This is a genomic window from Xanthomonas sontii (assembly GCF_040529055.1).
Lineage (GTDB): Bacteria > Pseudomonadota > Gammaproteobacteria > Xanthomonadales > Xanthomonadaceae > Xanthomonas_A > Xanthomonas_A sontii.
This window is the reverse complement of record NZ_CP132342.1, coordinates 3981121-4006539: the sequence shown is the minus strand read 5'-3', so window position 1 is coordinate 4006539 and position 25419 is coordinate 3981121. Positions and strand designations below refer to the sequence as shown.

At 68.5% G+C, this 25419-nt stretch carries 11 protein-coding genes; 10 read left to right on the top strand and 1 reads right to left on the bottom strand.

What is annotated here, in order from left to right:
- The first annotated feature begins 56 nt into the window (after nucleotides 1-56).
- The 9 genes from RAB70_RS16815 (at nucleotide 57) to RAB70_RS16775 (ending at nucleotide 23347) form a co-directional block, all read left to right on the top strand.
- Nucleotides 57-2369: a S9 family peptidase gene (locus RAB70_RS16815; RefSeq protein ID WP_148830331.1), complete on the top strand. Its 2313-nt coding sequence runs from the start codon at nucleotides 57-59 to the stop codon at nucleotides 2367-2369.
- Between the two features lie 626 nt (nucleotides 2370-2995).
- The gene (locus tag RAB70_RS16810; RefSeq protein WP_148829321.1) at nucleotides 2996-3304 is read left to right on the top strand and encodes a flagellar basal body protein; all 309 of its coding nucleotides are present in this window, start codon (nucleotides 2996-2998) and stop codon (nucleotides 3302-3304) included.
- Nucleotides 3305-3454: 150 nt separating this feature from the next.
- Nucleotides 3455-5821 (top strand): Tat pathway signal protein, encoded by a 2367-nt coding sequence (locus RAB70_RS16805; RefSeq protein WP_148829322.1) that lies wholly within the window; start codon nucleotides 3455-3457, stop codon nucleotides 5819-5821.
- A gap of 332 nt (nucleotides 5822-6153) precedes the next feature.
- Nucleotides 6154-8982: a TonB-dependent receptor gene (locus RAB70_RS16800; protein ID WP_173003399.1), complete on the top strand. Its 2829-nt coding sequence runs from the start codon at nucleotides 6154-6156 to the stop codon at nucleotides 8980-8982.
- A 164-nt stretch (nucleotides 8983-9146) separates the two neighbouring features.
- The gene (locus RAB70_RS16795; protein WP_225851674.1) at nucleotides 9147-13328 is read left to right on the top strand and encodes an Ig-like domain-containing protein; all 4182 of its coding nucleotides are present in this window, start codon (nucleotides 9147-9149) and stop codon (nucleotides 13326-13328) included.
- Nucleotides 13325-14926, top strand: a complete 1602-nt coding sequence (locus RAB70_RS16790; protein ID WP_148829323.1) for a family 43 glycosylhydrolase — start codon at nucleotides 13325-13327, stop codon at nucleotides 14924-14926. Before RAB70_RS16795 ends, RAB70_RS16790 begins: the two co-directional genes overlap by 4 nt.
- A gap of 432 nt (nucleotides 14927-15358) precedes the next feature.
- Nucleotides 15359-17167 (top strand): Svx/AvrXca family virulence/avirulence protein, encoded by a 1809-nt coding sequence (locus RAB70_RS16785; RefSeq protein WP_148829337.1) that lies wholly within the window; start codon nucleotides 15359-15361, stop codon nucleotides 17165-17167.
- 384 nt (nucleotides 17168-17551) lie between these two features.
- On the top strand, nucleotides 17552-19966 hold the full coding sequence (locus RAB70_RS16780) for a glycoside hydrolase family 127 protein (protein WP_148829324.1): 2415 nt from the start codon (nucleotides 17552-17554) through the stop codon (nucleotides 19964-19966).
- A gap of 504 nt (nucleotides 19967-20470) precedes the next feature.
- Complete coding sequence (locus RAB70_RS16775) at nucleotides 20471-23347, top strand: TonB-dependent receptor (protein ID WP_148829325.1); 2877 nt, start codon at nucleotides 20471-20473, stop codon at nucleotides 23345-23347.
- Nucleotides 23348-23677: 330 nt separating this feature from the next.
- On the opposite strand, the gene RAB70_RS16770 is transcribed toward RAB70_RS16775, so the two are convergent.
- Nucleotides 23678-24700 (bottom strand): Ldh family oxidoreductase, encoded by a 1023-nt coding sequence (locus tag RAB70_RS16770; protein WP_148829326.1) that lies wholly within the window; start codon nucleotides 24698-24700, stop codon nucleotides 23678-23680.
- 364 nt (nucleotides 24701-25064) lie between these two features.
- On the opposite strand from RAB70_RS16770, the gene RAB70_RS16765 reads away from it, so the two are divergent.
- Nucleotides 25065-25355 (top strand): hypothetical protein, encoded by a 291-nt coding sequence (locus RAB70_RS16765; protein ID WP_148829327.1) that lies wholly within the window; start codon nucleotides 25065-25067, stop codon nucleotides 25353-25355.
- The last annotated feature ends 64 nt before the right edge of the window (nucleotides 25356-25419 follow it).

The following is a 25419-nucleotide window of genomic DNA, read 5'->3' as shown; positions in this document are numbered from 1 at the left end:
TCGCGGCTAAAGCCGCTCTACGGGAAACAGCGCGACATGAGATTTTTGGAAACCGAATGAACAAGTTCGTCGTATCGATCGTCATGGCACTGGCCTGCTGCGCCGGCGCCGCCCAGGCCGCGCCCAGCGTCGCCGACTACCAGCGCTCGCTGGGCCTGCGCGAGGCCTGGATCGGCCTGACCGAGAACGTGACCTGGCCGGCGCAGTGGCGCGACGACGGCGCGTTCTACTACCGCAAGACCGTGCCGGGCGGCTTCGCCTTCGTGGTCGAGGACGTGGCCAGCCAGCGCAAGCAGCCGGCGTTCGACCAGCAGCAGTTGGCGCGCGCGTTGAGTGCGGCGACCGGCACCACCTATCCGGCGCTGCGGCTGCCGTTCGCGCGCTTCGCCTACGTCGCCGATGGCGGCCAGCCGCAGGCGGCGATCGCCTTCGAGCTCGATGAGACGCCGTGGCGCTGCACCCTCACCACCTACGTCTGCGCGCGTGCCGACAGCGGCCCCCAGCCGCGGCCGCGCGGTTTCGGCGTGGTGCGCGATCTCAGCGTGCCGGCCGACGCCACCCCGCGGCGCTCGCCGGACGGGCGCTGGGACGCCTATGTCGACGGCAATGCGGTGATGCTGCGCGCAGTGGCGGACGGCCACACGCTGCGCCTGGCCGAGGATGGCCGCAGCGACGATTTCTACGATCCGGAAACGATTGCCTGGTCGCCGGATTCGCAGCGGCTGGCGCTGTACCGGGTGAAGCCCGGCTTTCCCCGCCGCGTCACCCGGGTGGAGGCGGCGCCGCCCGGCGGCGGCCAGCCGATCGTGCGCACGCAGCTGTATCCCAAGCCCGGTGATGCGGTGGACATCGAACGGCCGGTGCTGTTCGACCTCGGCGCGCTGGCGCGCGGCGGTGCGCCCAAGCGCCTGGTCATCGACGACGCGCTGTTCGCCAATCCGTACCAGCTCTCGCCGATCCAGTGGCGACGCGACAGCGCCAGCTTCGTGTTCGACTACGTGCAGCGCGGCTTCCAGCGCATGCGCGCGATCGCGGTGGATGCGGCCACGGGCAAGGCGCATGTGGCGGTGGGCGAGGACGCCAAGACCTTCGTGTACGCCGACCGCAGCTACCACCACGATGTCGACGGCCTGGGCCAGGAAATCCTGTGGATCTCCGAGCGCGACGGTTGGCGCCACCTGTACCTGTTCGACGGTGCCAGCGGCCGGATCAAGGCGCAGATCACCAAGGGCGAGTGGATCGTGCGCGATGTGCTGCGCGTGGACGATGCACAGCGGCGCATCTGGTTCACCGCCAGCGGCATGGATGCGGGCAAGGATCCGTACTATCGGCAACTGTTCGCGGTGGATTTCGACGGCGGCCACCTGACCCGGCTGACCCAGGCCGATGCCGACCACGACGTGGCCATCGCCGACGACGGCCGTCATTACGTGGACGTGTATTCGCGTCCGGACATGGCCCCGGTGATGGAACTGCATGCCATCGACGGGCGCCTGCTGCAGGTGGTGGAGCGCGGCGACATCCGCAAGCTGCAGGCCGCCGGCTGGCGCGCGCCACAGACCTTCGTCGCCAAGGGCCGCGACGGCAAGACCGACATCTGGGGCATGGTGGTGCGCCCGCGCGACTACGACCCGCACAAGAAGTACCCGGTGATCGAGAACATCTACGCCGGCCCGCACGACTCCTTCGTGCCCAAGACCTTCTGGCCGTTCGGCTATCACTCCGGCGGCGACAAGCAGATCGGCATGCAGGCGCAGGCGGACCTGGGCTTCATCGTGGTGATGATCGACGGCATGGGCACGGCCAACCGTTCCAAGGCCTTCCACGACGTGGCCTGGAAGAACCTCGGCGATTCCGGTTTCCCCGACCGCATCGCCTGGCACAAGGCGCTGGCCGCGCAGGATCCGTCCTACGACATCGGCCGCGTCGGCATCTACGGCGCGTCGGCCGGCGGGCAGAGCACGCTGGGCGCGCTGGAGCGGCATCCGGACTTCTACAAGGTGGGCGTGGCCTATGCGGGGTGCTACGACAACCGCATGGACAAGATCAGCTGGAACGAGCAGTGGATGGGCTGGCCGGTGGATGCCAGCTATGCACGCGCCTCCGGTGTGGACAATGCGGCCAAGCTGCGTGGCGACCTGCTGCTGATCGTCGGCGAGCAGGACAGCAACGTCGACCCGGCCTCGACCGCGCAGGTGGTGGACGCGCTGATCAAGGCCAACAAGGACTTCAACCTGCTGGTTGTGCCCGGCGGCGAACACACCGTCGGCCGCTCCACCGGTCCCATCGATTACGTGCAACGGCGCCAGTACGACTTCTTCGTGCGGCATCTGTTGGGGGAGCCGACGCCGGCGTGGAATCGGTTGTAGGTGGGGCCGGGATTTGGGATTGGGGATTCGTAAAGGCGCGGTGGTTCCTGGTCCTGCGGGGTTCGGCTTTTCCCTTCTCCCGTCGGGAGAAGGTGCCCCGTAGGGGCGGATGAGGGTACGGGTGGTGCACTGGCGTTCCGGAGGCATCGCGGCTCCCGGACCCTCACCCCAACCCCTCTCCCGGTGGGAGAGGGGCTAGGCTTTTCCCTTCTCCCCTCTGGACCATGGCCCCCTTTTGGGGGGAAGGTGCCCCGTAGGGACGCATGAGGGTACGGGGGGTGCACTGGCGTTCCGGAGGCATCGCGGCTCCCGGACCCTCGCCCCAACCCCTCTCCCGGTGGGAGAGGGGCTAGGCTTTTCCCTTCTCCCCTCGGGACCATGGCCCCTTCGGGGAGAAGGGGCCCCGCAGGGGCGGATGAGGGTGCGGGCGATGCACCAAGTTTTGGGGTATCGCGCGGCTCCGTACCCTCACCCCAACCCCTCTCCCGAGGGGAGAGGGGCTTCAGATCATCGCGCCGACGCGCCCGCTCTTGCCAATCCCCAATTCCAACTCCCCAATTCCCCCACTCAAGACCCCGCCAACTCCGCCGATAACCCGGCAAGTCTCCCTGCGCCCCAGGCCCGTCATGACCGCCATCGCCCCCAGTTCCTCGATCGCGCTCTCCGGCATGCGCGCGGCGACATCCGGGCTGCAGGTGCGCGCCAACAACATCGCCAATCTCGCCACCGACGGGTTCCAGCGCTCGGTGCCGGTGAACCAGGCGAGCGCCGGCGGTGGCGTGGTCGGGCAGTTGCAGCAGGCCGGTGGGCCGGGCAGCGATCTGGTCGACGACATGGTCGGTACGCTGACCGAGCGCACCGCGTTCCAGGCCAATGCGCGCGTGCTGCGCGCGGCCGACGACAGCATCGGCAGCCTGCTCGACGTGCTCGCGTAAGCCGTCGCCGACGCGTTGCGTTCCCGCAACGCAACATCGCCGCGACCTCGCGGCTATGCGATTTTCCGCATCGATCCTCGGCACAGCGCACAAGACGCTGCGGCGCGCGCAGCGCACGATGCGACGATCGCATTGCATCGGGGACGGTAGATGGATCGGAGAGATTTCCTGCGTCAGGGCCTGGCCGTCGGCGCGGTTGCCGGCGTGGAAGCGCTGGCCGGGCGTGCCGCCGCGGCACCCACAGCGGCCAGCGCCGCGCGTGCGCCTGCACCGCCGCAACTGCAGCCGCTGCCGGCCGACGCGCTGGCCGGGCACACCCTGCAATGCCGTTTTGTCGAGGCCGGCGCCACCTGGGAGGTGTACGAAGACCTGCGCCAGCCCGACGGCGATCTGACCCTGCGCGGGCCGGGCGGGGCGCTGGTGCTGGGCAAGCGCACCGAAGCGGTGTTCCCTGCCGCGCAGGCGCCGTATTTCGGCATGGCCCTGGCCGAGGTGGCGATGGCCGATGCCGACCTGCTCGCCGACCGCCTGCTGCGCGATGGCGACCCGCGCGCCGACGAGGTGCGCGACGTCGCGCCGCCGCCGGCCTCGCAACTGGATCCCAAGGACTACAACGGGCGCCTGCCGTGGACCACCTTCGTCGGTACCCGCGAGTGCGCCGACACCATGCCGGTGTACCCGGACGGGCGCACCCGCTGCTATCGCGCGATCCAGGCGTTCCCGGAGCTGGGCAAGGACGAACTGGTGCGGCGCCGCAGCGAAGGCCTGCTTGGCGGCTGGATGCCGGCGGTGCGCAAGGTGGTGCCGGCCGGCGAGGGCCGCTACTACGACATCCTGCTGTTCGCCGACGTGCTGGCCGAGGACCGCTTCGTGGTGCAGACCTGGCACCGTAGTGCGCTGGTCGAGCACGGCAAGGTCAGCAAGGTCGTGTACGGCTACAGCTATCCCGACTACCCGCCGCGGCGCGGCCCGCGCAGCGCCGAGGACTTCTACCGCGGCCTGCTCGCCTTCGCCGGCTACTGGCAGGCGCAGCTCGCCGACACCGTGCAGGCGCAAACCCCGGATGCGAGTTGGCGCGACATGGCGCGCTTCGCCTTCGCCCGCGAATTGGTGGTGCGTCCGGGCGGCACCTATCCCAAGTACGGTGCGGTGGACCGCGACTATTACGGCAACGAGTACGACGGCTTCCAGGACACCTTCACCAGTTCGCTGTACGCCAACCTGGAGTGGGGCCGCTTCGCCCAGGCCGCGGCGGTGCTGGACGGCTATTTCAGCGATTTCGTGCAGGCCGACGGCATGGTCAACATGCGCGGCCCGGAGACCGGCCAGTTCGGGCTGACCCTGTCGCTGCTGGCGCGCTACCTGCGCTACACCGGCGATGCCGCGCTGCTGCGCAAGCACCGCGACAAGATCGCCGCCACCGCGCAGGTGCTGGTCGAACTGCACGACGCCAGCCTGCGCCTCCCGGCATCGGCACCGGGGCACGGCCTGCTCCACGGCTGGAACGAATCCGATGCGTGCCTGTTCCCCGATCCGCAGGTGTGGTGGAAGCCGTACTACGCCAACAGCGCGCTGACGGTGCGCGGCTGGCAGGACCTGGCCGCGGTGTGGCCCGGCATCGCCGGGCCCGGCGGGCAGGCCGCCGCGGCGCAATGGCAGCGCCGCGCGCAGCAACTGTCCACGCAATTGCTGCGCACGCTGCGTGGCAACATCCGTCGCGATCTGCAGCCGCCGTATATCGGCCCGTTGCCGGGGGTGAAGCTGACGTTCCGCCAGTCGCTGCAGCAGGAGCATCCCAGCGAGCAGGGCTGGCCGCACCGCGCCTATGCCGAACTGCTGCAGGCCGACGTGCTGCCCGACGACCTGGCGCACCTGGTCATCGACTGCGTGCGCGGCCACGGCGGCACCAGCCTCGGTGTGGTCGGCAACATCACCGCGCCGACGCCGGAAGCGCGCGACCTGCTCGGCTTCATCTCCTACGGCTACGCGCAGCAGTTGCTGCGCCTGGACCGGATCGAGGAGTACCTGCTGTTCCTGTACGCGCACCGCTACCACGTGCATACCCGCGGCAGTTGGACGGCGGGCGAGGTCACCGGCATCACCGGCGGCATGCCGCTGTTCTGCATCCCCGCGCAGCTGACCATTCCGCTGCTGCTGCGCTGGATGCTGGTGTTCGAGGACAGCGCCGGCGAGGAGCTGTTCCTGGCGCGGGCGGTGCCGCGCGACTGGCTGGGCAGTGGCGAGACGATCGCGATCGACGCGGCGCCGACGCGCTGGGGCAGGGTGTCGCTGGCGCTGCACGCGGATCCGGCGCGCAAGCGCATCGACGGCCGCGTGACGCTGCCGGCGCAGCGGCCGGCACGCACCTGGCTGACCCTGCGCGTGCCGGCCGGCACCCGCCTGCAGGAGGTGCAACTGGACGGGCAGCCGGCGGCGCTGTCCGGGCCGCGCAACGAGCGCGTACTGTTGCCGGCCGGCAGCGCGGCGACGGTGGCGATTTCGGCCGTCTACGGCTGAGTGGCGAAAAAGTCGGAAACGTCCCGCCTGCCTGCGGGGCAGTGCGGTATTCCGCACGTTTTCCCGATAAATACGACAAGACGCCGTGCGCGTCCTACGCGCACATTGTGACCGTGCAGTGAATGTCCAGGGGGAGATTCCTGCACGCCACCGGGGACGCAGCGCATGGGTCGTGCGCGTCGCCGTGCAGGCGGCGTCGGGATCGTCCCGTCCGGCGGCGCATGCGTGGACACGTCCGTTTTCGTATCCGCCACACGCGCTGGCGACGGAGCGGCCGCCTGGGGAAGGGCGGCGCTCCGACGAACGCCAGGCTGCCGCTCAGGAGATTTCCGATGCCGTCTTTGCTCGAACGCGTTGCGCCGCTGCTCCCGTGTTCCTGGCGCGCCGCGCCGCAGCCCGGTCCGCTGGCCGCGGCCATCTGCACCGCCCTGGCCCTGCTCGCGCCGGCAGCGCAGGCGCAGGATGCGCAGACCCAGGACACCCAGGCGACCACGCTGGAACGCGTCAGCGTCACCGGCAGCCATCTGCGCCGGGTGGATGCGGAAACCGCCAGCCCGGTCATCACCATCGACCGCCAGCGCATCGAGGATAGCGGCCAGGACACCCTCGGCCAGTTGCTGCAGCAACTGCCGGCGATGGCCGGCAACATGCCCAACGTCGCGCTCAACTCCGGCTTCAGTCACGGCCGCGCGCTGGTGTCGCTGCGCAACCTCGGCCCGGAGCGCACCCTGGTGCTGGTCAACGGCCATCGCATGGCCGGGCCGGCCAGCAGCGTCGCCGCCGCGCCCGGCGTGGACGTCAACGCGATTCCGGCGGCCATGGTCGAGCGCATCGAGGTGCTCACCGACGGCGCCTCGTCGGTGTACGGCTCCGACGCCATCGCCGGCGTGGTCAACATCATCCTCAAGGACAAGTACGACGGCTTCGCCGCCACCGCCGACTACGGCCTGAGCACGCACGGCGACGGCAACCGGCGCTCGCTCGGCCTGGAGTGGGGCAAGACCTGGGACCGCGGCGGGCTGATCCTGGGCGTGAGCCGCAGCTCGATGAACGCGCTGTACGACAGCGATCGCGACTACGCGCGCACCGCGCAGAACTATCTCAAAGGCCAGGTGGTGGAGCGCCGCGGCAACGGCACCCGCGCCTTCCTGCGCAATGGCAGCGTGCTGACGCCCAATGCCGACCTGGCGCCGGGCCAGGTCACCGCGAGCGACTTCCATACCTACAGCCAGGCGGTGGAAGGCTACAACTCCTACACCGGGCAGTACCTGATCACCCCGGTGCAGCGCACCAACGCCTCTGCGCACGCCACGTTCGATTTCACCCCGAACGTGCAGGGCTACCTGGACATGTTCTGGACCCGCAGCGAGACCACCTCGCAGCTCACCGCCTACGGCCTGGAACAGCCCAACGCCGCGCAGAACTACTACAACCCCTTCGGCGCCCAGCTCAGCCGCTACCTGCTGCGTTCGGTGCCGGCCAACACCCGCGTCTACACCTCGACGATGTACCAGACCAACATCGTCGCCGGCTTGCGCGGCAAGTTCGGCGACAGCAGCTGGCAGTGGGATGCGGCGGCCGGCTACGCGCACTACAAGGACACCCTGGTGCGCAACGGCTTCTCCATCACCTCGGCGCTCAACAACGCGGTGGGTGCCTCGTTCCGCGACAGCGACGGCACCATCAAGTGCGGTACGCCCGGCAACGTCATCGCCGGCTGCACCCCGATCAACGTGTTCAACCCGGACGATCCGGCCACCATCGCCGGCATCAAGGCCACCCAGAGCGCGGTCGACCTGATCGACGAGAGCACGATGAAGTTCGCCGAGGCCAGCGTCAACGGCGACCTGTTCGCGATGCCGGCCGGAGCGGTGCAGGCCGCGTTCGGCCTGTCGTTCCGCAAGAACGGCTTCTCGCAGGGCACCAGCAATCCGGTGGCGGCGGCCGATGCGGACGGCAACTGCGACTACAACGACGGTTGCATCATGAACCAGGGCCACGACGAGACCATCAAGGAGGCGTATGCCGAAGTGCTGGTACCGCTGCTCAAGGGCGTGACCGGTGCGCAGGCGCTGAACCTCAACCTGGGCACGCGTTACTCGCGCTACGACTACTGGGGCAGCACCACCAACAGCAAGGTGGCGCTGGAATGGCGCCCGATCGACAACCTGCTGATCCGCGCCACCGGCTCGCAGGTGTTCCGCGCGCCGGCGCTGGGCGACCTGTATGGTTCGCCGTTCAACACCGTGGTCGACGACGTCGCCGACTACACCGATCCGTGCAACGGCTACACCGGCGGCGGCAATCCCGCAGCCTGCGCCAACGTGCCGACCAGCGGCCGTTTCGTCAACAACTCCACCTTTACCGTGCTCACCACCGGCTCGGCCAACGCGGGCTTTGCGATCAAGCCCGAGCAGGGCCGTTCCTACAATATCGGCGCGGTGTACGACCCGGGCTGGGCCGAGGGCCTGTCGCTGAACCTGGATAGCTGGCGCGTCACCCTCGACGACATGATCAATGGCAGCGGCCTGAATCAGGTGCTGCAGAACTGCTACGACGGCCAGAGCGCCTACTGCCCGCTGATCAAGCGCGGCCCGACCGGGCAACTGGTCAGCGTCACCGTGCCGTTCGCGATCAACAGCGGCAAGGTCGACATCCGCGGCGACGACGTCGGCATCAAGTACGCCTTGCCGGAGACGGCATGGGGCCGCTTCCGCGCCGGCGTCGATGCCACCTACCTGGCCAGCTACACGTTCAGCGGCGATCCGCACAACTACGTGGGCGAACAATCTAGCTACGGCAACATGCCGCGCTGGCGCGCCAACTTCACGCTCGACTGGGACAACGGCCCCTGGCACGCGAGCTGGAACACGCGCCTGATCGGGCGCACCACCGTCGGCAGCGCCTACGAGGACTTCTGCGTCAACACCGCCGCCGACGGCAGTTGCGTGTACTTCCCGGTCGGCACGGTGACCTATCACGACGCCAGCGTGAGCCGGAAGTTCGAGAGCCTGCATACCACCCTGGCGCTGGGCGTGAACAACCTCGGCAATCGCACGCCGCCGCGCTACTACGGCTATGCCAGCGCGGCCAACACCGATGCGTTCACCTACGACACGCTGGGGCGTTACTTCTGGGCGCGGATCAGGACCGAGTTTTGAGTCGCACGTCTGCACCCGGTGGCGCCGCATCGCGCGTGCGGCGCGGCGCCATCGCGCTCCTGGTTGGACTGTCGTTCGCTGCGAGTGCGGTGGCGGCGTCAGCCGCCGTCGGCGACCTCGACCGCGACGGCGAAGGCCTGCAGCCCAGCAATGCCGCGATCGGCATGCCGCACTTCAAGGGTGATGCGCATCCCTTGCCGGATAGCGGCGTGGCGTTCGCGCCGGGCCGGGGGCAGGGCCAGTTGCAGCGCGTGTTCGCCGCCGACCTGGCGGCGGGCGCCGGCCGCGCGCCCGGCCGCGATTTCTGGATCGACCGCCTGCTCGCGCGGCAGGGTACCGGCGGCGGCTTCGGCGACAGCAACAACTGGCTGTTCACCCGCGGCCGCGCCGCCTACCTGTACACGCACAAGCCGGAGGAGCCTGGCTTCGTCGGCGACGTGGCCTACGTGCACAAGACCGGCCACGACGCGCTGTTCCGTCTGCAACTGGAGCGCGACGGCGTGCCGATCGCGCTGGTCGAGGACAGCGCGCAGCGGCGGCAGACGCCGAGCTATTTCAGCAGCGCGTATGCCGGTGGCGGCGTGCGCCTGCAACTGGTCAAGTTCATCAGCGAACAGAACGTGGCGGTGGCCGAAGTCACCGTGTCCAGCACCGACGGCGCGGCGCATGCGCTGACCGTGCGTGCGGTCTCGCCGATGGCCACGCATCCCGACAGTGCCGAGTTGACCGGCGCCTTCGTCACCCATAACGCTATCACCACGCTGTTTCCGCGCTTGTCCGGCGACGGCTTCGCGGTCGATGGTGCGAGCATCGCGCGGCCGCTGGCGGTGCCGGCGCACGGCACCGCGCCGACACTGAAGGTGCAACTGGGGCTGATCGCGCGCGAGCTGCCTGCCTCGCTGCAGGAATACCGGCGCATCGCCGCGCAGTCGCCGCAGCAGGCCTACCGCGACCATGTCGTCGCCTACAACCGCTGGTGGGCCGACAACCTGCCGTACCTGGACACGCCCGAGGACAATCTCGACAAGACCCTGTTCTACCGCTGGTGGCTGCTGCGCTTCAATTTCCTGGACGCGGCGGTGCCTGGCAACGACTACCAGTTTCCAGTGGCGATCGAAGGCGTGCTCGGCTACGACAACGCCATCGTGCTCACCACCGGCATGTTCATCGACGACCTCAAGTACCTGCGCGATCCGCTCTACGCCTACGGCTCCTGGCTCGGCGCCGGCGAGACCGCCGGCGGCGGCAAGTACGTGGACAATCCCGGCGCGCCGGAGAACTGGTCCAACTCCTACGCCCAGTACCTCAGCGCTGCCGCCTGGCGCGCCTACCAGGTGCACGGCGGGCCGCCGGCGATCGCCGGGCAACTGGCGCGCTACGCCAGCGATGACGTGGACACGTTGTTGCGCGCCTACGACCGCAACGGCAACGGCCTGATCGAATACGACTGGGCGGCGATGACCGGCAACGACGCCGACGCGGTGTCCTTCGACTGGGCCAAACACCATGGCGCAGCGCGCATGGACCGCAGCGAGAGCGCGTACGTGTACGCCAACGCGCTGGCCGCCGCACAGGCCGCGCAACTGGCCGGCGACGCCGCCACCGCGGTGTGCATGCAGGCGCTGGCGGCGAAGATCCGCCGCGCCGTGCTGGACGTGCTGTGGCAGGACCACAGTGCACAGGCCGACGGTATGGGCCTGCACGGCGACCTGCTCAAGCAGCGCCAGGCCGATGGGCCGCGCCTGCCGGTGGACTGGAAGGAAACCAACAACTACTACCCCTTCAGCGTCGGCCTGATGCCCAGGCACGGCGATGCCGACGACGACCCCAAGTACGTGCGCGCCCTGCGCCTGTTCGCCGATGCGCGGCAGTTCCCGCTGTTCCCGTTCTACACCGCCAACCAGGCCGACGCGCAGGCGCGGGGCGCCGGCGGCAGCAACAATTTCTCGGTGATCAATTCCACCGTGGCGTTCCGCCTGCTCGGCAGCGTGTTGCGCGACTACCCCAGCCCATACCTGGATGCGTCCAGCTACCGCAAGCTGCTGTACTGGAACGCGTGGGCGCACTACATCGACGGCGACAACCGCTACCCGGATCAGAACGAATTCTGGGCGCAGGGCAGTGCCGCCGATGGCGGCCGCATCGGCTACCGTTCGTGGATCCACCACACCCAGCTCGGCGCCACCAACTTCACCGTGATCGAGGATGCGATGGGCCTGCGCCCGCGCAGCGACGCCCTGATCGAGCTGTATCCCATCGACATCGGCTGGGACCATTTCGCCGCCGACCGCCTGCGCTACCGCGACCGCGACCTGAGCATCGTCTGGGATCGCGACGGCCGCCGCTACGGCGGGGCCGCGCCGCAGGGCTATTCGCTGTACCTGGACGGGCATTTGGCTTTCACCGTCGATCGCCTGGCGCACGTGCTGTACGACCCCGCCAGCGGCCGCGTGCAGGTGTTGCCGGATGTAGTCAATGCCGGTGCCGCGCAGATGCAGGTGCTGGCCGCGCATCGGCTGGCATTGCAGGCGCCGCAGCAGGTGCGGTTTCCCGGCACGGCGCGAATCGGTGCGGTCCTCGCCGACGCGGGGCTCGACATCGCGTTGCCGCCCGGCGCGCGCAACCTGGCGCAGGGCGCGGCAGTCAGCGCCAGCTACGCGACCGACGGATTCCCGGCCACGGCGGCGGTCGACGGCAGCACCGCCAACGAACCGTTCTGGGGGACCGTCGGTTCGCCTGCCGCCAGCGACTGGCTGGAGCTGGATCTGCAGCGCCCGCAGACCCTGGACGACGTGCGCGTGTACTTCTATCGCAGTTCCTCGCCTCCGGGTGAACAGCACGGCTTCCCGTCGGGCACGCGCGCCGGCTACGCGCCGCCATGGCTGTACGTGCTGCAGTACTTCGACGCCGGCGTGTGGAAGACCGTGCCGGGCCAGGTGCGCGATGCACCGATCGCGCAGGGCAACCGCAACCGCATCCGTTTCCCGCCGCTGCGCGCGCAGCGCTGGCGTCTGCAAGTCACGCATGCCGGCGCGCTGCGCACCGGGATCAAGGAGCTCCAGGCCTATGCCAGCGGCGCCGCCGTGCCGGCGGTGCACGGCAACCAGGCGCCGCAGGTCGAGGCCTGGCAGGAAGACGGCAGCAGTGCCGGTGGCGTGGTGCGCCTGGCCGGGCGGGTCGGCGACGACGCGCTGCCGAACGGCACGCTTTCCCTGCACTGGCGCATGCTGCAGGCGCCGCCCGGTGGCGCGGCCTTGTTCGAGCAGCCGCAGGCGGCCACCACACAGGTGCGCTTCACTGTGCCCGGCGCCTACACCCTGCAGTTGCAGGCCGACGATGGCGCATTGCAAGGGCACGCCGAGGTCAAGGTGATCGCGGCGGCGGCTCCGGCCGGTCAGACGCTGCAGGTGCAGGGCGAGGCTACACCGAGCGCGCAGTTCACCGCCGGCCATCACCGCCTGCAGGCGCTCAACGATGGGCTGCTGCCGGCGCCGGACCAGGTGCCGGCCGCCGACCGCCGCTGGGGCAGTTGGGGACGCGCGCAGCCGGCCTCGGTGTGGGTGCAGTACGAGTGGCCGCAACCGCAACGGCTGAGCGCCACGGCGCTGTATTTCTGGGACGACCAGCCGCAGGGCGGGGTGGCGTTGCCGCGCGCGTGGACGCTGCAATACCGAGACGGCACGCAGTGGCGCGACATCGCCGTGCGCGGCGGTTATCCGGTGCACGGCGATGGCGCGCCGAGCCGGGTGGCGTTCGCGCCGGTGGTTACCACGGCCTTGCGCGCGGTGCTGCAGACCGCGACGCAGGGCGAGGGCCACTACGCGGTCGGGCTGGACGAATGGCAGGTGTTCGCCGAGCGCGCGGTGGCGACCGAAGCGGTGGACGTGCGCATCGCGCCCGGGCAGGCGCTGACGCTGCCGGCACGCATCGCCGGCTACTTCGCCGACGGCAGCTGGGCCTGGCTGGGCGTGCGCTGGTCGCAGGTCGATGCGGCGGCGCTGGCCGGCGAGGGCCGCGTGCAGGTGCAGGGCCTGGCCGACGGCGGCGTGCCGGTGACGGCCAGCATCTGGGTCCGCGCGACCGCGCCGGGCCAGCTCACCACCGTGCAGGCGCCGCCGCCGCTGCACATGCCTGCGGGGCAGGCGCCGGCGCTGCCGGAACTGGTCTCCGTGCAGTACAACGACGGCTCGCGCGAGCGCGTGCCGGTACGTTGGGCGCCGCTGGCGCCGGCCGCCTATGCCAAGCCCGCACGCCTGAGCGTGGTCGGACAGGCGCAGGGCCGCGATGGCGCCGGGACGCTGCCGGTGCGGCTGGAGCTGGTGATCGAGGCGGAGACGACGCCATGAACCGCCATCCCGTGCGCCGTGTCGTCGCCTGCCTGCTGGTGGCCTGCGCTGCCTGCATCGGCATTGCCGCGACCATCGCCGCGACACCGGCGGTGCCCTGGTCGCGGCAGGTACATGCGTCGGGCAATCCGATCCTGGCCGACGGACGTGCCTATTCGGCCGACCCCGCGCCGCTGGTTGCCGACGGCAAGCTCTACATCATCGCCGGCCGCGACGAGGCGGCACCCGAGGTCAACGACTTCGTGATCGACCGCTGGCAACTGCTGGTCACCGACGATGTCGGCCGCGGCGACTGGACCCATTACCCGACGTTGCTGCGCCCGCAGCAGGTATTCGCCTGGGCGGCGCCCGGCCACGCCTACGCGGCGCAGATCGTGCAGGGTCCGGATAAACGCTACTACCTGTATGCGCCGGTGCAGGAAGCACACTCGCGCAATGCCGATCCGTTCGCGATCGGGGTGGCGGTGGCCGACAGCCCGCTGGGGCCGTGGCGCGATGCGCATCCGCAGGGACCGATCCTGTCGCAATCGCTGCCGACGCCCAACGCCATCCAGAACATCGACCCGACCGTGCTGGTCGACGACGACGGCCGCGTGTATCTGTACTGGGGCACCTTCGGCAAGCTGTTCGGCATCGAACTGGAACGCGACATGGTCACGCCGAAGGGGCAGGCGGTGGCGGTGACCACGCTGGACGGCTACTTCGAAGCGCCGTGGCTGTTCAAGCGCAATGGCACCTACTACATGGCCTACGCCGACAACCATGCCGGGCCGGAGTCGGACTGCACGCCGACGCTGTACCACGCGTGCATCGCCTACGGCAGCGCGCCCTCGCCGTTGGGGCCATGGACCTACCGCGGCGTGATTCTGCCGCCGGTGTCCTCGACCACCTCGCATCCGGGCATCGTGCAATTCAAGGGCCAGTGGTACCTGGTCTACCACACCGCCGACGCCAAGGGCGGCGGGCATTTCCGCCGCAGCGTGGCGATCGACCGATTGCAGTGGGACGACACCCGGCAGCCGGCGCGGATCCTGCCGGTGGTGCCCACGCAGCGGCCGCAGCCGCCGTTGCCGCCGCAGCGCAACCTCGCTCGTTATGCGCAGGCCAGTGCGTCCAACGGCCCGGACATCCCGCACCAGTACTGGATCGCCGCGCTCAACGACGGCCGGGTCAAGCGCAATCCGTTGCCGCCGCAGCTATGGGGCAGTTGGACGCCGCACAACCCACCGCAGCAATGGCTGCAGTACAGCTGGGCGCAACCGGTGACGCTGCAGGGCAGTCGCATCCTGTTCTGGGCCGATCATCCGCCGGGCGCGGACAGCGGCGTGGCGCCGCCGGCGCGCTGGCGGTTGGAGTACCGTCGCGACGGCCGTTGGTGGCCGCTGGCAGAGAGTACGCGCGCACCCGTCGCCGGCCGCTGGCAGACGCTGCGCTTCGCGCCGGTGACCACGCGCTGCGTGCGCGCGGTGCTGGACGCATCCGGCGGCGGCGAGCGCTACGCCGCACTGGCGGTGCAGGAGTGGGAGATGTTGGCGTCGCAGGCGCAGCGCCTGCCGCAGGCGACCGCGGCGGATGTGCAGCGCTGCGACATGCCTTGAAGTGAGGCGTGCATGCCGATCGAGCCGACCTCGCCGACCTTCGCAGGCGCTTCGGTTGCAGCACCCGCCGCTGATGTCGGCGGCAGGTGCCGGCCGCATCATGTTCCTGCCGTGACGTCGGTTTGATTTTCGGACTCTGTGCGGAATTATCCCGATTCCATGAGGATAAACGTCGGGTGCATGGCGTTTTGGTGGATTAGTCTGGCGACGCATTGCCGATATGCGAGTGGCTGCCGTGCGGCGTGTTCCTGGCGTTTCGCCGGAGGCGAACCTGGATCCGCATGCCGTCGGGGTGGCGGCGGATGCCTCAATCACTGCAGGCTGGTGCGGCGGAACGCGCGTCGATCGTCCTATTCATCCAATGTCGTCGGACAAGAGGAGTGTAGAGCCGTGAAACCTGCTGCTTCTCGATACGTGCGTCTGGTCTCCACGATGTGCCTGTCGGCCGTTCTGGCCCTGGCTGCGCAGCATGCGCATGCGGCGGCCGCGGCGGTCTGCAGTGCCGGCCAATGGCTCGCCAATCCCGGCGATACCGACATGCCGGCCGTTCGCTACGAAACGCAACACTTCGCGTTCCGCTGGAAGGACGGACAAGCCTTGTCGCAGGACGATGTGACCTCCGCAGCCAAGGAGCTGGAGCTGATCTGGGACGACTACATGGGGCGCGTCGGGTTTCCCGAGCCTTACTGCAACACGGCGACGAAGTACAAGGTCAGCGTCTACCTGGACCACAGCTTCGGCCTGAACGGCGGTACCTCCGCCAGCGGCGGCATGGGCATGTGGATCAATCCGGACCAGTTGGGCTATCACTGGGGCCTGGCGCATGAATTGACCCATGGCTTGCAGGGCAGCACCGGCGGCTTGCGCGACTCGCCGTACGTCGGCTGGATCTGGGAATCGCATGCCAACTGGATGGCGCATCAGTATTTCCACGACGACGTGCAGTGCTCGGAGATGTTGGTGAACTACCCGCATCTCTATCTTGGCTCGACCCGGGATCGCTACTGCAACTGGCAGTTCATGGAGTACCTCAAGGATCGCTTCGGTTACGCGATCATCAACGATCTGTGGGCCAAGGCGCCCAAGCCCGGCGATTCCCGCCAGGCCGATGCCGATCCGTTCTCGATCATCCGCGACAACATGGGGTGGAGCCAGTCGCAGCTCAACGACGTGCTCGGCGACTGGGCCATGCACAACGTGCAGTGGGACTACACCGACCCGGACGGCCGCGACCATGGCGCCGTGATGCGCCAGCAATACGGCAGCAATACCGCATTCGATCCGGAAAACCTGGCCGATGAGACCAATCGTGATCGCGCACTGCGCCTGACCCAGCTGGATCCGGTGCAGGGCCAGGCCGGCGGCTACCAGGTGCCGTTCGACTGGGCGCCGCAGCGGTGGGGCTACAACCTGGTCCGGCTGGTTCCCACCGTGGGTGCGAATGCGGTCGTGGTGAAGTTCCATGGCAATGTGCAGCAGCAATCGGCGGTCGACACGTTGCCGGGCCTGGCCAACGATCCCGATCGCATCGGCACGCCGGACTCGGATTGGCGCTGGGGCGTGGTCGCGATCGATGCCAACGGCAAGCCGCGCTACAGCGCGCTGCAGCGAGGCGCCGATGCCGCGCTGTCGTTCCAGGTGCGCAGCGATGACAGCGACCTGTATCTGGTGGTGATGGGGACGCCGAGCAAGATGCAGAAGATCAAGTGGGATCAGTCCTACTATTCGGTCTACCGCTACCCGTGGAGCGTCACGCTGGAGAACGCGTATCCGTCGGGCCAGCAGCCCGGGGCGCCGACGCCGACGCGCGTGGGCGGCCGTCACCCCAACGGCGGTGGCTGGGTCGCCCAGAACGCGTATGTCGCGTCCACCGCCTATGTCGGCCCGCATGCGCGGGTGCTGGGGGGCAAGGTGCTGGGCGATGCGCGCATCGAGGATCATGCGACGATCCTGGGCGGGCAGGTGCAGGACGGCGCCCTGGTTGGCGGGTTGAGCCTGCTGCAGGATGGCGTGACGGTGAAGGATCGCGCCCAGTTGCATACGGTGTTCAAGCCGGCGGGGGCGTTCGGCGGGTTCACGCTGTCCGGTTCCGGGCAGTTGCGTGGCGACGTCGAACAACGCGGCGCGTCGGCCAGCAAGGGCGTGTTCTACGGCTACGTCGATGCGGATACGGTGACCAACCCCGATTATGGCGCCGACCTGACCGACGCGGTGCCAGAGGTCACGGTGAAGCCGCAATGATCGACCGGCAATGACTGCCAGGCGGTGTCGTGGCGGATGCACGGTGCATTCGCTGCGACACCACCGCGGTGTCGCGATCCCGGCATGACGCGACGCGTCGTGCAGGTGGCGCATGGGCCGCAGCGCATTGGCGTGTCGGCCGCGTTCGCCCACGCTGTCCGCAGGGGCCTGGTCGCCAGCGCCGGGTCGGCACGGTAATTCGGCAGAAATCCGCATCTGCACGCATCAGTGTGGACAAGACGCGCTGTCACCCGGATGACACAGTGACCATGGATCCGCTGGTCGTTGCCCTGCGGCGTCGGCGTCCCGACATCTCACACAGGAGCAGTCCATGCCTCGATGCGTTTCTTTCCCGCATGCCGCCTCGCACGCGGGAGGCCGGCGATGAGCGGGCAGGGCATGCATCGGCATGGCGCCGCCTGCGCGCACGCAGCTGCCGACGCGGCCGGCGCCGCGCTGGATCCCTCGCGGCGCCGCTTCCTGCAATGGAGCGCACTGGCGGTGGCCGCCGGGCTGCTGCGCTTCCCGCTGGACGCCGCCGCGTCCACGCCCGGACGGGTGCAGGCGCTGCCCTTGCAGCAGGTCACGCTGAAGCCGTCGCTGTTCCTGGACTCGTTGCAGACCAACCGCCGCTACCTGCTGGAACTGGAGCCGGACCGCCTGCTGCACAACTTCCTGCAGTACGCCGGCCTGCCGCCGAAGGGCGCGGTGTACGGCGGCTGGGAGGGCGACACCATCGCCGGCCACACGCTGGGCCACTACCTCAGCGCACTGGCGAAGATGCACGCGCAGACCCGCGATCCCGCACTGCGCGAGCGCATCGACTACATCGTCGCCGAGCTGGCGCGCGCGCAGGCCAAGGACGCGGACGGCTACGTCGGCGGGCTCACCCGCAAGAACGACAACGGCGCCATCGACAGCGGCAAAGTGGTGTTCGAGGAAGTGCGCCGCGGCGTCATCAAGGGCAGCAAGTTCAATCTCAACGGTAGCTGGTCGCCGCTGTACACGGTGCACAAACTGTTCGCCGGCTTGCTCGACGCGCAAGAACTGGCCGGCAACGCACAAGCGCTGCAGGTGCTGTTGCCGCTGGCCGGCTATCTCGCCGGTGTGTTCGACGCGCTCGACCATGCGCAGATGCAGACCTTGCTGGATACCGAGTTCGGCGGGCTCAACGAGTCCTACATCGAACTGGGCGCGCGCACCGGCGATGCGCGCTGGATCGCCATCGGCAAGCGCCTGCGCCACGAGAAGGTGATCGACCCGGCCGCGGCCGGGCGCGACGCACTGCCGCACATCCACGCCAACACCCAGGTGCCCAAGTTCATCGGCGAGGCGCGCCAGTTCGAGGTCGCCGGCGATGCCGATGCGGCCGCGGCGGCGCGCTTCTTCTGGGAGACGGTGACCGCGCACTACAGCTATGTGATCGGCGGCAATGCCGACCGCGAGTATTTCCAGGAGCCGGACACCATCGCCGCCTTCCTGACCGAGCAGACCTGCGAGCATTGCAACAGCTACAACATGCTCAAGCTGACCCGGCACCTGTACCAGTGGACGCCGCAGGCACGCTACTTCGACTACTACGAGCGCACGCTGCACAACCACACCATGGCCGCGCAGCATCCGGCCACCGGCATGTTCACCTACATGACGCCGATGATCAGCGGCGGCGAGCGCGGCTTCTCCGACAAGTTCGATTCGTTCTGGTGCTGCGTCGGCAGCGGCATGGAAGCGCATGCGCAGTTCGGCGATGCGATCTACTGGCAGGACGCCACCTCGCTGTACGTGAATCTCTATATCCCCTCGCGGCTGGACTGGAGCGAGCGCGACCTGTCGCTGGAACTGGACAGTGGCGTGCCCGACAACGGCAAGGTGCGCCTGCAGGTGCTGCGTGCCGGCGCACGCGCGCCGCGGCGGCTGCTGTTGCGGGTGCCGGCCTGGTGCGAGGGCCGCTATACCCTGCGCGTGAACGGCAAGCCCGCGCGTGCTGCATTGGCCGATGGCTATCTGGCGCTGGAGCGCGACTGGCGCGCCGGCGACGTGATCGACCTGGACCTGGCCACGCCGCTGCGGCTGGAACACGCCGCCGGCGATGCGGACACGGTGGTGGTGATGCGCGGTCCGCTGGCGCTGGCCGCCGACCTGGGGCCGGTGAGTACGCCGTACGACGCGCCGGACCCGGCGCTGGTGGCCGCGGCCGATCCGCTGCGCGGCTTCGTCGAGCTGCCGCAGCCCGGCCATTTCCTGGCCAGCAGCACGCAACCGACGGGCCTGACCTTCGTCCCGTTCTACGCACAGTACGAGCGCCGCAGCGCGCTGTATTTCAAGCGTATGGATCCTGCGCAGTGGGCGCAGGAAGCGCAGCGGCGGGCGCGGCGCCAGGCCGAGCAGGACAAGCTGCGTGCGATCGCGGTGGACATGATCCAGTTCGGCGACGAGGCCTCCGAGCAGGCCCACCAGTTGCGCAGCGATACCTCCTTCGGTGGCGCCTACCGTCGCCAGCAGTGCCGCGACGTGCGCGGCAAGGGCTTCGTCGAGTTCCGCATGCGCGGCAGCGCGCAGCCACTGGCGCTGCGGCTGCGCTTCTGGGGCAGCGACAAGGGCCGTTTCAACATCCTGATCAACGGCAAGCTGGCCGTGGAAGTGGCGGTGGAGCGCGGCCAGGTGATCGATTTCGTCGACCGCGATTACCCGCTGCCGCCGGCGCTCACCCGGGATGCCCAGCCGTTGGTCGTGCGCATCGAGCCGCAGCACGGCGACACCGCCGGCCCGCTGTTCGGCGGCTGGCTGATCCCGGCGTGACGCGGCATGGCGCGACTCGTTGCCATCGCCGCGCACGGTCGATTGCAGTGTGTGCCTGTCGTGGTCGTGTTCGCGCGACACTGCGCCATGCCGCGGCACGTTGCCACGTGCAGGCGCGGAGCCCCACATGACCATGCGTGATTCCGCATGCGAAACCGCGAATCGCGACAAGACGCGGGCGTGCGCACACGGCACAGTGTGACCGCGTGATGAAAATCTGATCGCATCGTCGTACCGGCCGTGGCGCCGGCGCGCGCCACCGGAGCGCCGCCATCGTCGTCGGACGTCATCGCAGGAGCGGGGAGCCGCGCACCGGCCGTGCGCGCAGGAGATCGGCCTCCCCGTTGTGCGCCAGGCCGTCGTGGTCCGGTGCAGGCACGCCGCCGCAGGCGCCGCGCAGGCGCCACCGTCCAGCAGGTCCGTCCGTCGGCATGGCGCCGGCATGGCGTCGTTCGGCCTGCGTTTTTCGCTGTCTCGTCTCGCCACCTTCCAGGAGCCCGCCCCATGTCGTTTCCGCAGCCACGCCCTTCCTTCCGTCATGCCGCGACGCCGCTGGCGCTGGCAGTCGCCACCGCCCTGTCGCTGGGGAGCGCAGGGGCGGCACAGGCGCAGGAGGCGAGCGCCGACAGCACCACCCAGACGCTGGACAGCATCGTGGTCACCGGCTCGCGCCTGCGCCGCGTCGACACCGAGACCGCCAATCCGGTGGTGACCATCAGTCGCGCGCAGATCGAAGCCACCGGCAAGGCCACGCTGGGCGATCTGGTGCAGGAACTGCCGTCGATCGCCGGCAACGCCACCAACCCCAATACCAACAACGGCGGCGGCACCGGCGCCTCGGTGATCTCGCTGCGCGGCCTCGGCGACAAGCGCACCCTGGTCCTGGTCAACGGCACGCGCCTGGCCAGCAACGACGTCAATGCGATCCCGGCGACCATGATCGAGCGGGTGGAAGTGCTCAGCGACGGTGCCTCGGCGGTGTACGGCTCGGACGCGATCGGCGGCGTGGTCAACTTCATCCTGCGCAAGGGCTTCGACGGCATCGAGGCCAGCGCCGACTTCGGCACCAGCTCGCGCAGCGACGGCAACCGCCGCAACTTCTCGCTCACCGCCGGCAAGACCGGCGAGCGCGGCAGCATCGTCGCCGGCCTGTCCTACCACGACATCGACCCGGTCTCGGCGGGCGCGCGCGCCTACTCCAAGGACGCGCTGTCGCTGATCGACGGCGTCGGGGTGAAGCAGGGCTCCTCGGCCACGCCGACCGGCAGCATCAGCTTCAACGACGGCTCTGCCGCGGCCAAGGCGCTGGCGGCCAGCAACGGCTGTTCGCGGGTCACCTTCAACGGCGGCAGCAGCAGCCCCACCAACGCCAGCCAGTACCACTGCTACGTCGCTTCTACCGATTCCTACAACTACCAGCCGTACAACCTGCTGCAGACCCCGCAGGAACGCACCAACGCCTTCGTGCTCGGCAGCTATCGCTTCAACGATCACCTGGAAGGTTACGTCAACACCTATTTCAGCAAGACCACCTCGTCCTCGATCATCGCGCCGATCCCGATCTTCGCCAACGGCGACAACTTCCTGGTCTCCTCCGCCAGCTACTACAACCCGTTCGGGGTCAACTTCGGCACCGACCGCGGCACCGGCACCTCGTACAACAACTTCAACACCCGCGCCACGGTGCTGGGCAACCGCCGCTACGAGTACAACACCTACAATTTCCAGATCAATCCCGGCCTGCGCGGCAGCTTCGGCGACAGTTCCTGGCAGTGGGACGCCAGCCTCAACTACGGCAAGGTCAAGCAGAAGTCGATCAACTACGGCTTCCTCGACTACGCCGGCTTCAACGCCGCGGTCGGGCCGTCGTTCCTCGCCGCCGACGGCACGGTCAAGTGCGGCAGCGCCGGCACGCCGATCGCCGGCTGCACCCCGATCGACGTGTTCAACCTCAACGCCGCCAGCAACAAGGCGGCGCTGGAAGCGCTGGTGGTCAATCCGATCGTCACCAACGTCTATACGGTCAAGCAGTTCGAGGCCAACGCCAACGGTGAGCTGTTCGCACTGCCGGCCGGCACCGCGAGCCTGGCCGTGGGTGTCTCCTATCGCAAGGAAAGCACCAGCACCGCCGCCGATCCGCTGTGGACCGGCGACGAGAACGGCATGTGCGGCGTGATCGAGTTCTGCGCCTCGGTGCTCGGCGGCAGCTTCAGCGTCAAGGAAGCCTATGCGGAAGCGTTGTTCCCGCTGCTCGCCGGCCTGCCCGGCGTGCACTCGCTCAACCTGACCGTGGGCAGCCGCTTCTCCGACTACGACACCGTCGGCAGCAAGACCAACAGCAAGATCTCGCTGGAGTACCGCCCGATCGAGAACCTGCTGCTGCGCGGGACCGCCTCGCAGGTGTTCCGTGCGCCCAACATCGGCGAGCTGTATGCCGGCGTGGCCGGCGACTCGCCGTCGGTCACCGACCCGTGCAATGGCTATACCGGCGGCCATGCCGCGGCCTGCGCCAACGTGCCCACCGACGGCAGCTACCAGCAGGCCGACAACCAGGTCGGCGCCAAGGCGTCGGGCGCGGCGGTGGCTGGCTACCAGCTCAAGCCGGAGACCGGCATGTCCTACGACTTCGGCGTGGTCTACGACCCGGGTTGGGTCGAGGGCCTGTCGATGAGCGCGGACCTGTGGAAGATCAACCTCAAGGACACCATCACCCAGGTCTCGGCGCAGACCGTGCTCAACCAGTGCTACGCCAACGACGCCAGCGCGTTCTGCGCGCTGATCCACCGCAACGACAACGGCACCGTCAACTACATCGCCGAGCCCACCGTGAACCTCGGCAAGCTGTGGGCCAGCGGCGCGGACTTCAGCCTCACCTACCGCCTGCCGGACACCGCCTGGGGCAACTTCAGCGCCGGCCTCAACGGTACCTACGTGATCCGCTACGACATCAATCCCGACACCACCGACGCCAGCACCGTCACCATCCACAACGCCGGCAAGTACACCTACGCCTACGGCAACTTCCCGCGCTGGCGCGCGCTTGGCACGCTGAACTGGAACCTGGGCGACTGGAGCGCGTCGTGGCGCGTGCGCTACATCGGCCGCACCGAGATCGGCAGCGCCGATACCCGCCAGAGCCTGTCGGCCGATGCCGACCAGCCCGCCGTGGTCCGCGATATCGGCGCCTACGTCTACCACAGCGTGCAGGTGGGCTATCAGGTCAAGCCGTGGAACACCCGCTTCGAGGTGGGCGTGGACAACCTGGCCGATCGGCAGCCGCCGCTGTACTACGCCAACAACGTCACCAACGCCAACACCGACGTGGCCACCTACGATCTGCTCGGCCGCTACTACTGGGCGCGGGCGACGGTGAAGTTCTGAGGCGGAGCCTGATTGCGCAGGCGAGTAGGTGACAGTGCCGTGGCGGGTAGAACCCGCCGCGGTCCGCACGGCCAGGCGCGATTCCACCTGCTAGCGGGATTCCACGTCGGCGCTAATGCCGTTCCTGCCCGCGGATCGTGCGGGCGGGGCGCTTGCTCACCCGCATCTGGCGCGCGCATGACACGAGCACACGATGCGCTGAAGCTCAATTGTAGAAGCGACTTTAGCCGCGACGCCTCACCAGTAATGCCGGTCGCGGCTGACGCCGTCTCTATGCGACAACGGCATGTCCCGCTGAGTCACGTTGAAGCGCGTTACCAATAGTCTTCTTCAGTCGAGCAAGGCCAGCAGATCCTGATGCAGGGCCTGCGGAATCCGCACGCCTTCGCTGCGGCTGCGTTCCCGCGCCTGGTAACGGCGTTGCGACGGCAAGCGTGCCCCGGTGGCCTCGTAGGCCGCAAAAAAGGCTTCCGCACGGGCCAGGTGTGCGGCGCGATCGGCGCCGAGAAAGCGCGCCGGATCCAGCGCCAGAATCAGTTCGCCGTGGTAGGGCGCCGCGCCGGTACCGGCGTCGTGCGCCAGCGATTCGGCGCTGGTGAGGTCGCCGATCAACGGCCCGGCGATCAGTTCGATCATCGCCGACAGCGCCGAGCCCTTGTGGCTGCCGAAGGTCAGCATCGCGCCGCCGTCGGCGACTGCGGCCGGATCGGTGGTCGGCGCGCCCGCCGCGTCCACACCCCAGCCTTCTGGAATCGGCTGGCCGGCGCGGCGGCGCAGCTCGATCTCGCCGCGCGCCACCGCGCTGGTGGCGAAGTCGAACACGAACGGCGGCGCATCCGCGCGCGGCCAGCCGAACGCCAGCGGGTTGGTGCCCAGCAGCGGCGTGCGGCCGCCGGCCGGGGTCACCCAGGCATGACTGGGGTTGCAGATCAGCGCGACCAACCCAGCGTCGGTGATGCGTTCGACTTCCGGCCACAGCGCAGAGAAATGCACGCAATGGTTGATCGCCAGCGCCGCCAGGCCATTGGCACGGGTCTTCTCGATCAACAGCGGCAGCCCACGCTCGAACGCCAGCAGCGAGAACCCGCCGCGTGCATCGACCCGGACGATGCCGGGCGCATGATCGTGCACGGCAGGCTCGGCATCGCCCACCACCTTGCCGTTGCGCAGCGTCGCCACGCAGCCGAGCGTCCGGTACAACCCGTGCGAGGCGCAGCCGTCGCGTTCGCCGGCGACGATGGTGTGGGTGAGCGCCTGCACGTGCGCCGGGCTGAAGCCGGCGTGGGTCAGGATGCGTTCGACCAGGGTGGTGGCCTGGTCCAGGGACAGCGTGAGGGTGGGGTTGCTGTTCATCGAGGAGGGTGGCCAGGAAGTGACGCGGATTCTCGCCTGCGCGGCGCTTCGCGAAAAGCCTGGCAGCGGCAGGTCACCAGGCAGCTCTACCAGCGTGCCGGGCAGGTATCTTGCATGCCTGCACTACATCCGAGGTAGCGTCATGACTGATCCCTCGGGATTGCGCAACTGATCAGACTGACGACGTCCAACGTTTCAGCTAAGCGGGAGACCGCTCATCGGGCGCGTGGAATTTCCTTGACGGCCAGCCCTGAGCGCATTCGATAATTCAACAAGGTCAGCCGGTCCTGCAAGGGATGTTGGTTTGGCTTGGTAGTGTGGAGCCTTCAACGCATGCTGGTGCGCAATTGATAGTTGGTGATCAATGAAGACTAAGGTTGCAAGATTTTTCGTAATTCCGAGTTTTCTTGCTGGCGCTGCCATGGTTTTTATTGGCGAGCCCTACATTGCCAGGGTAGTCATTTCGGGTAGTCCCAGCGTTGCAAATTATTCGATTGGCAAGATCTACCAGTATAACCAGCATGGCCATGTGGTGTTTTTGAGCTGGTTTGATCTTTTTTTGATGAATGCTGTGGCTGTTGTTGGCCTTTCTCTCCTCTTGATTTGCGGCATTTTGTTGAAATCGATAAATAGAGTTGATGTGCAGTTCAAGTAAATTTAAGGCAGGGGATTTTCTGTGTCTGTTTTGTGCTGCTAATGCTGGCATTATTTATTTCGAT

Excerpts from the sequence above, each read along its gene's own strand:
- RAB70_RS16810 (WP_148829321.1), top strand. The coding sequence starts at position 2,996 with ATGACCGCCATCGCCCCCAGTTCCTCGATCGCGCTCTCCGGCATGCGC.
- RAB70_RS16800 (WP_173003399.1), top strand. The coding sequence starts at position 6,154 with ATGCCGTCTTTGCTCGAACGCGTTGCGCCGCTGCTCCCGTGTTCCTGG.
- RAB70_RS16815 (WP_148830331.1), top strand. The coding sequence starts at position 57 with ATGAACAAGTTCGTCGTATCGATCGTCATGGCACTGGCCTGCTGCGCC.
- RAB70_RS16795 (WP_225851674.1), top strand. The coding sequence starts at position 9,147 with ATGCCGCACTTCAAGGGTGATGCGCATCCCTTGCCGGATAGCGGCGTG.
- RAB70_RS16775 (WP_148829325.1), top strand. The coding sequence starts at position 20,471 with ATGTCGTTTCCGCAGCCACGCCCTTCCTTCCGTCATGCCGCGACGCCG.
- RAB70_RS16770 (WP_148829326.1), bottom strand. The coding sequence starts at position 24,700 with ATGAACAGCAACCCCACCCTCACGCTGTCCCTGGACCAGGCCACCACC.
- RAB70_RS16780 (WP_148829324.1), top strand. The coding sequence starts at position 17,552 with ATGAGCGGGCAGGGCATGCATCGGCATGGCGCCGCCTGCGCGCACGCA.
- RAB70_RS16805 (WP_148829322.1), top strand. The coding sequence starts at position 3,455 with ATGGATCGGAGAGATTTCCTGCGTCAGGGCCTGGCCGTCGGCGCGGTT.
- RAB70_RS16790 (WP_148829323.1), top strand. The coding sequence starts at position 13,325 with ATGAACCGCCATCCCGTGCGCCGTGTCGTCGCCTGCCTGCTGGTGGCC.
- RAB70_RS16765 (WP_148829327.1), top strand. The coding sequence starts at position 25,065 with ATGAAGACTAAGGTTGCAAGATTTTTCGTAATTCCGAGTTTTCTTGCT.
- RAB70_RS16785 (WP_148829337.1), top strand. The coding sequence starts at position 15,359 with ATGTGCCTGTCGGCCGTTCTGGCCCTGGCTGCGCAGCATGCGCATGCG.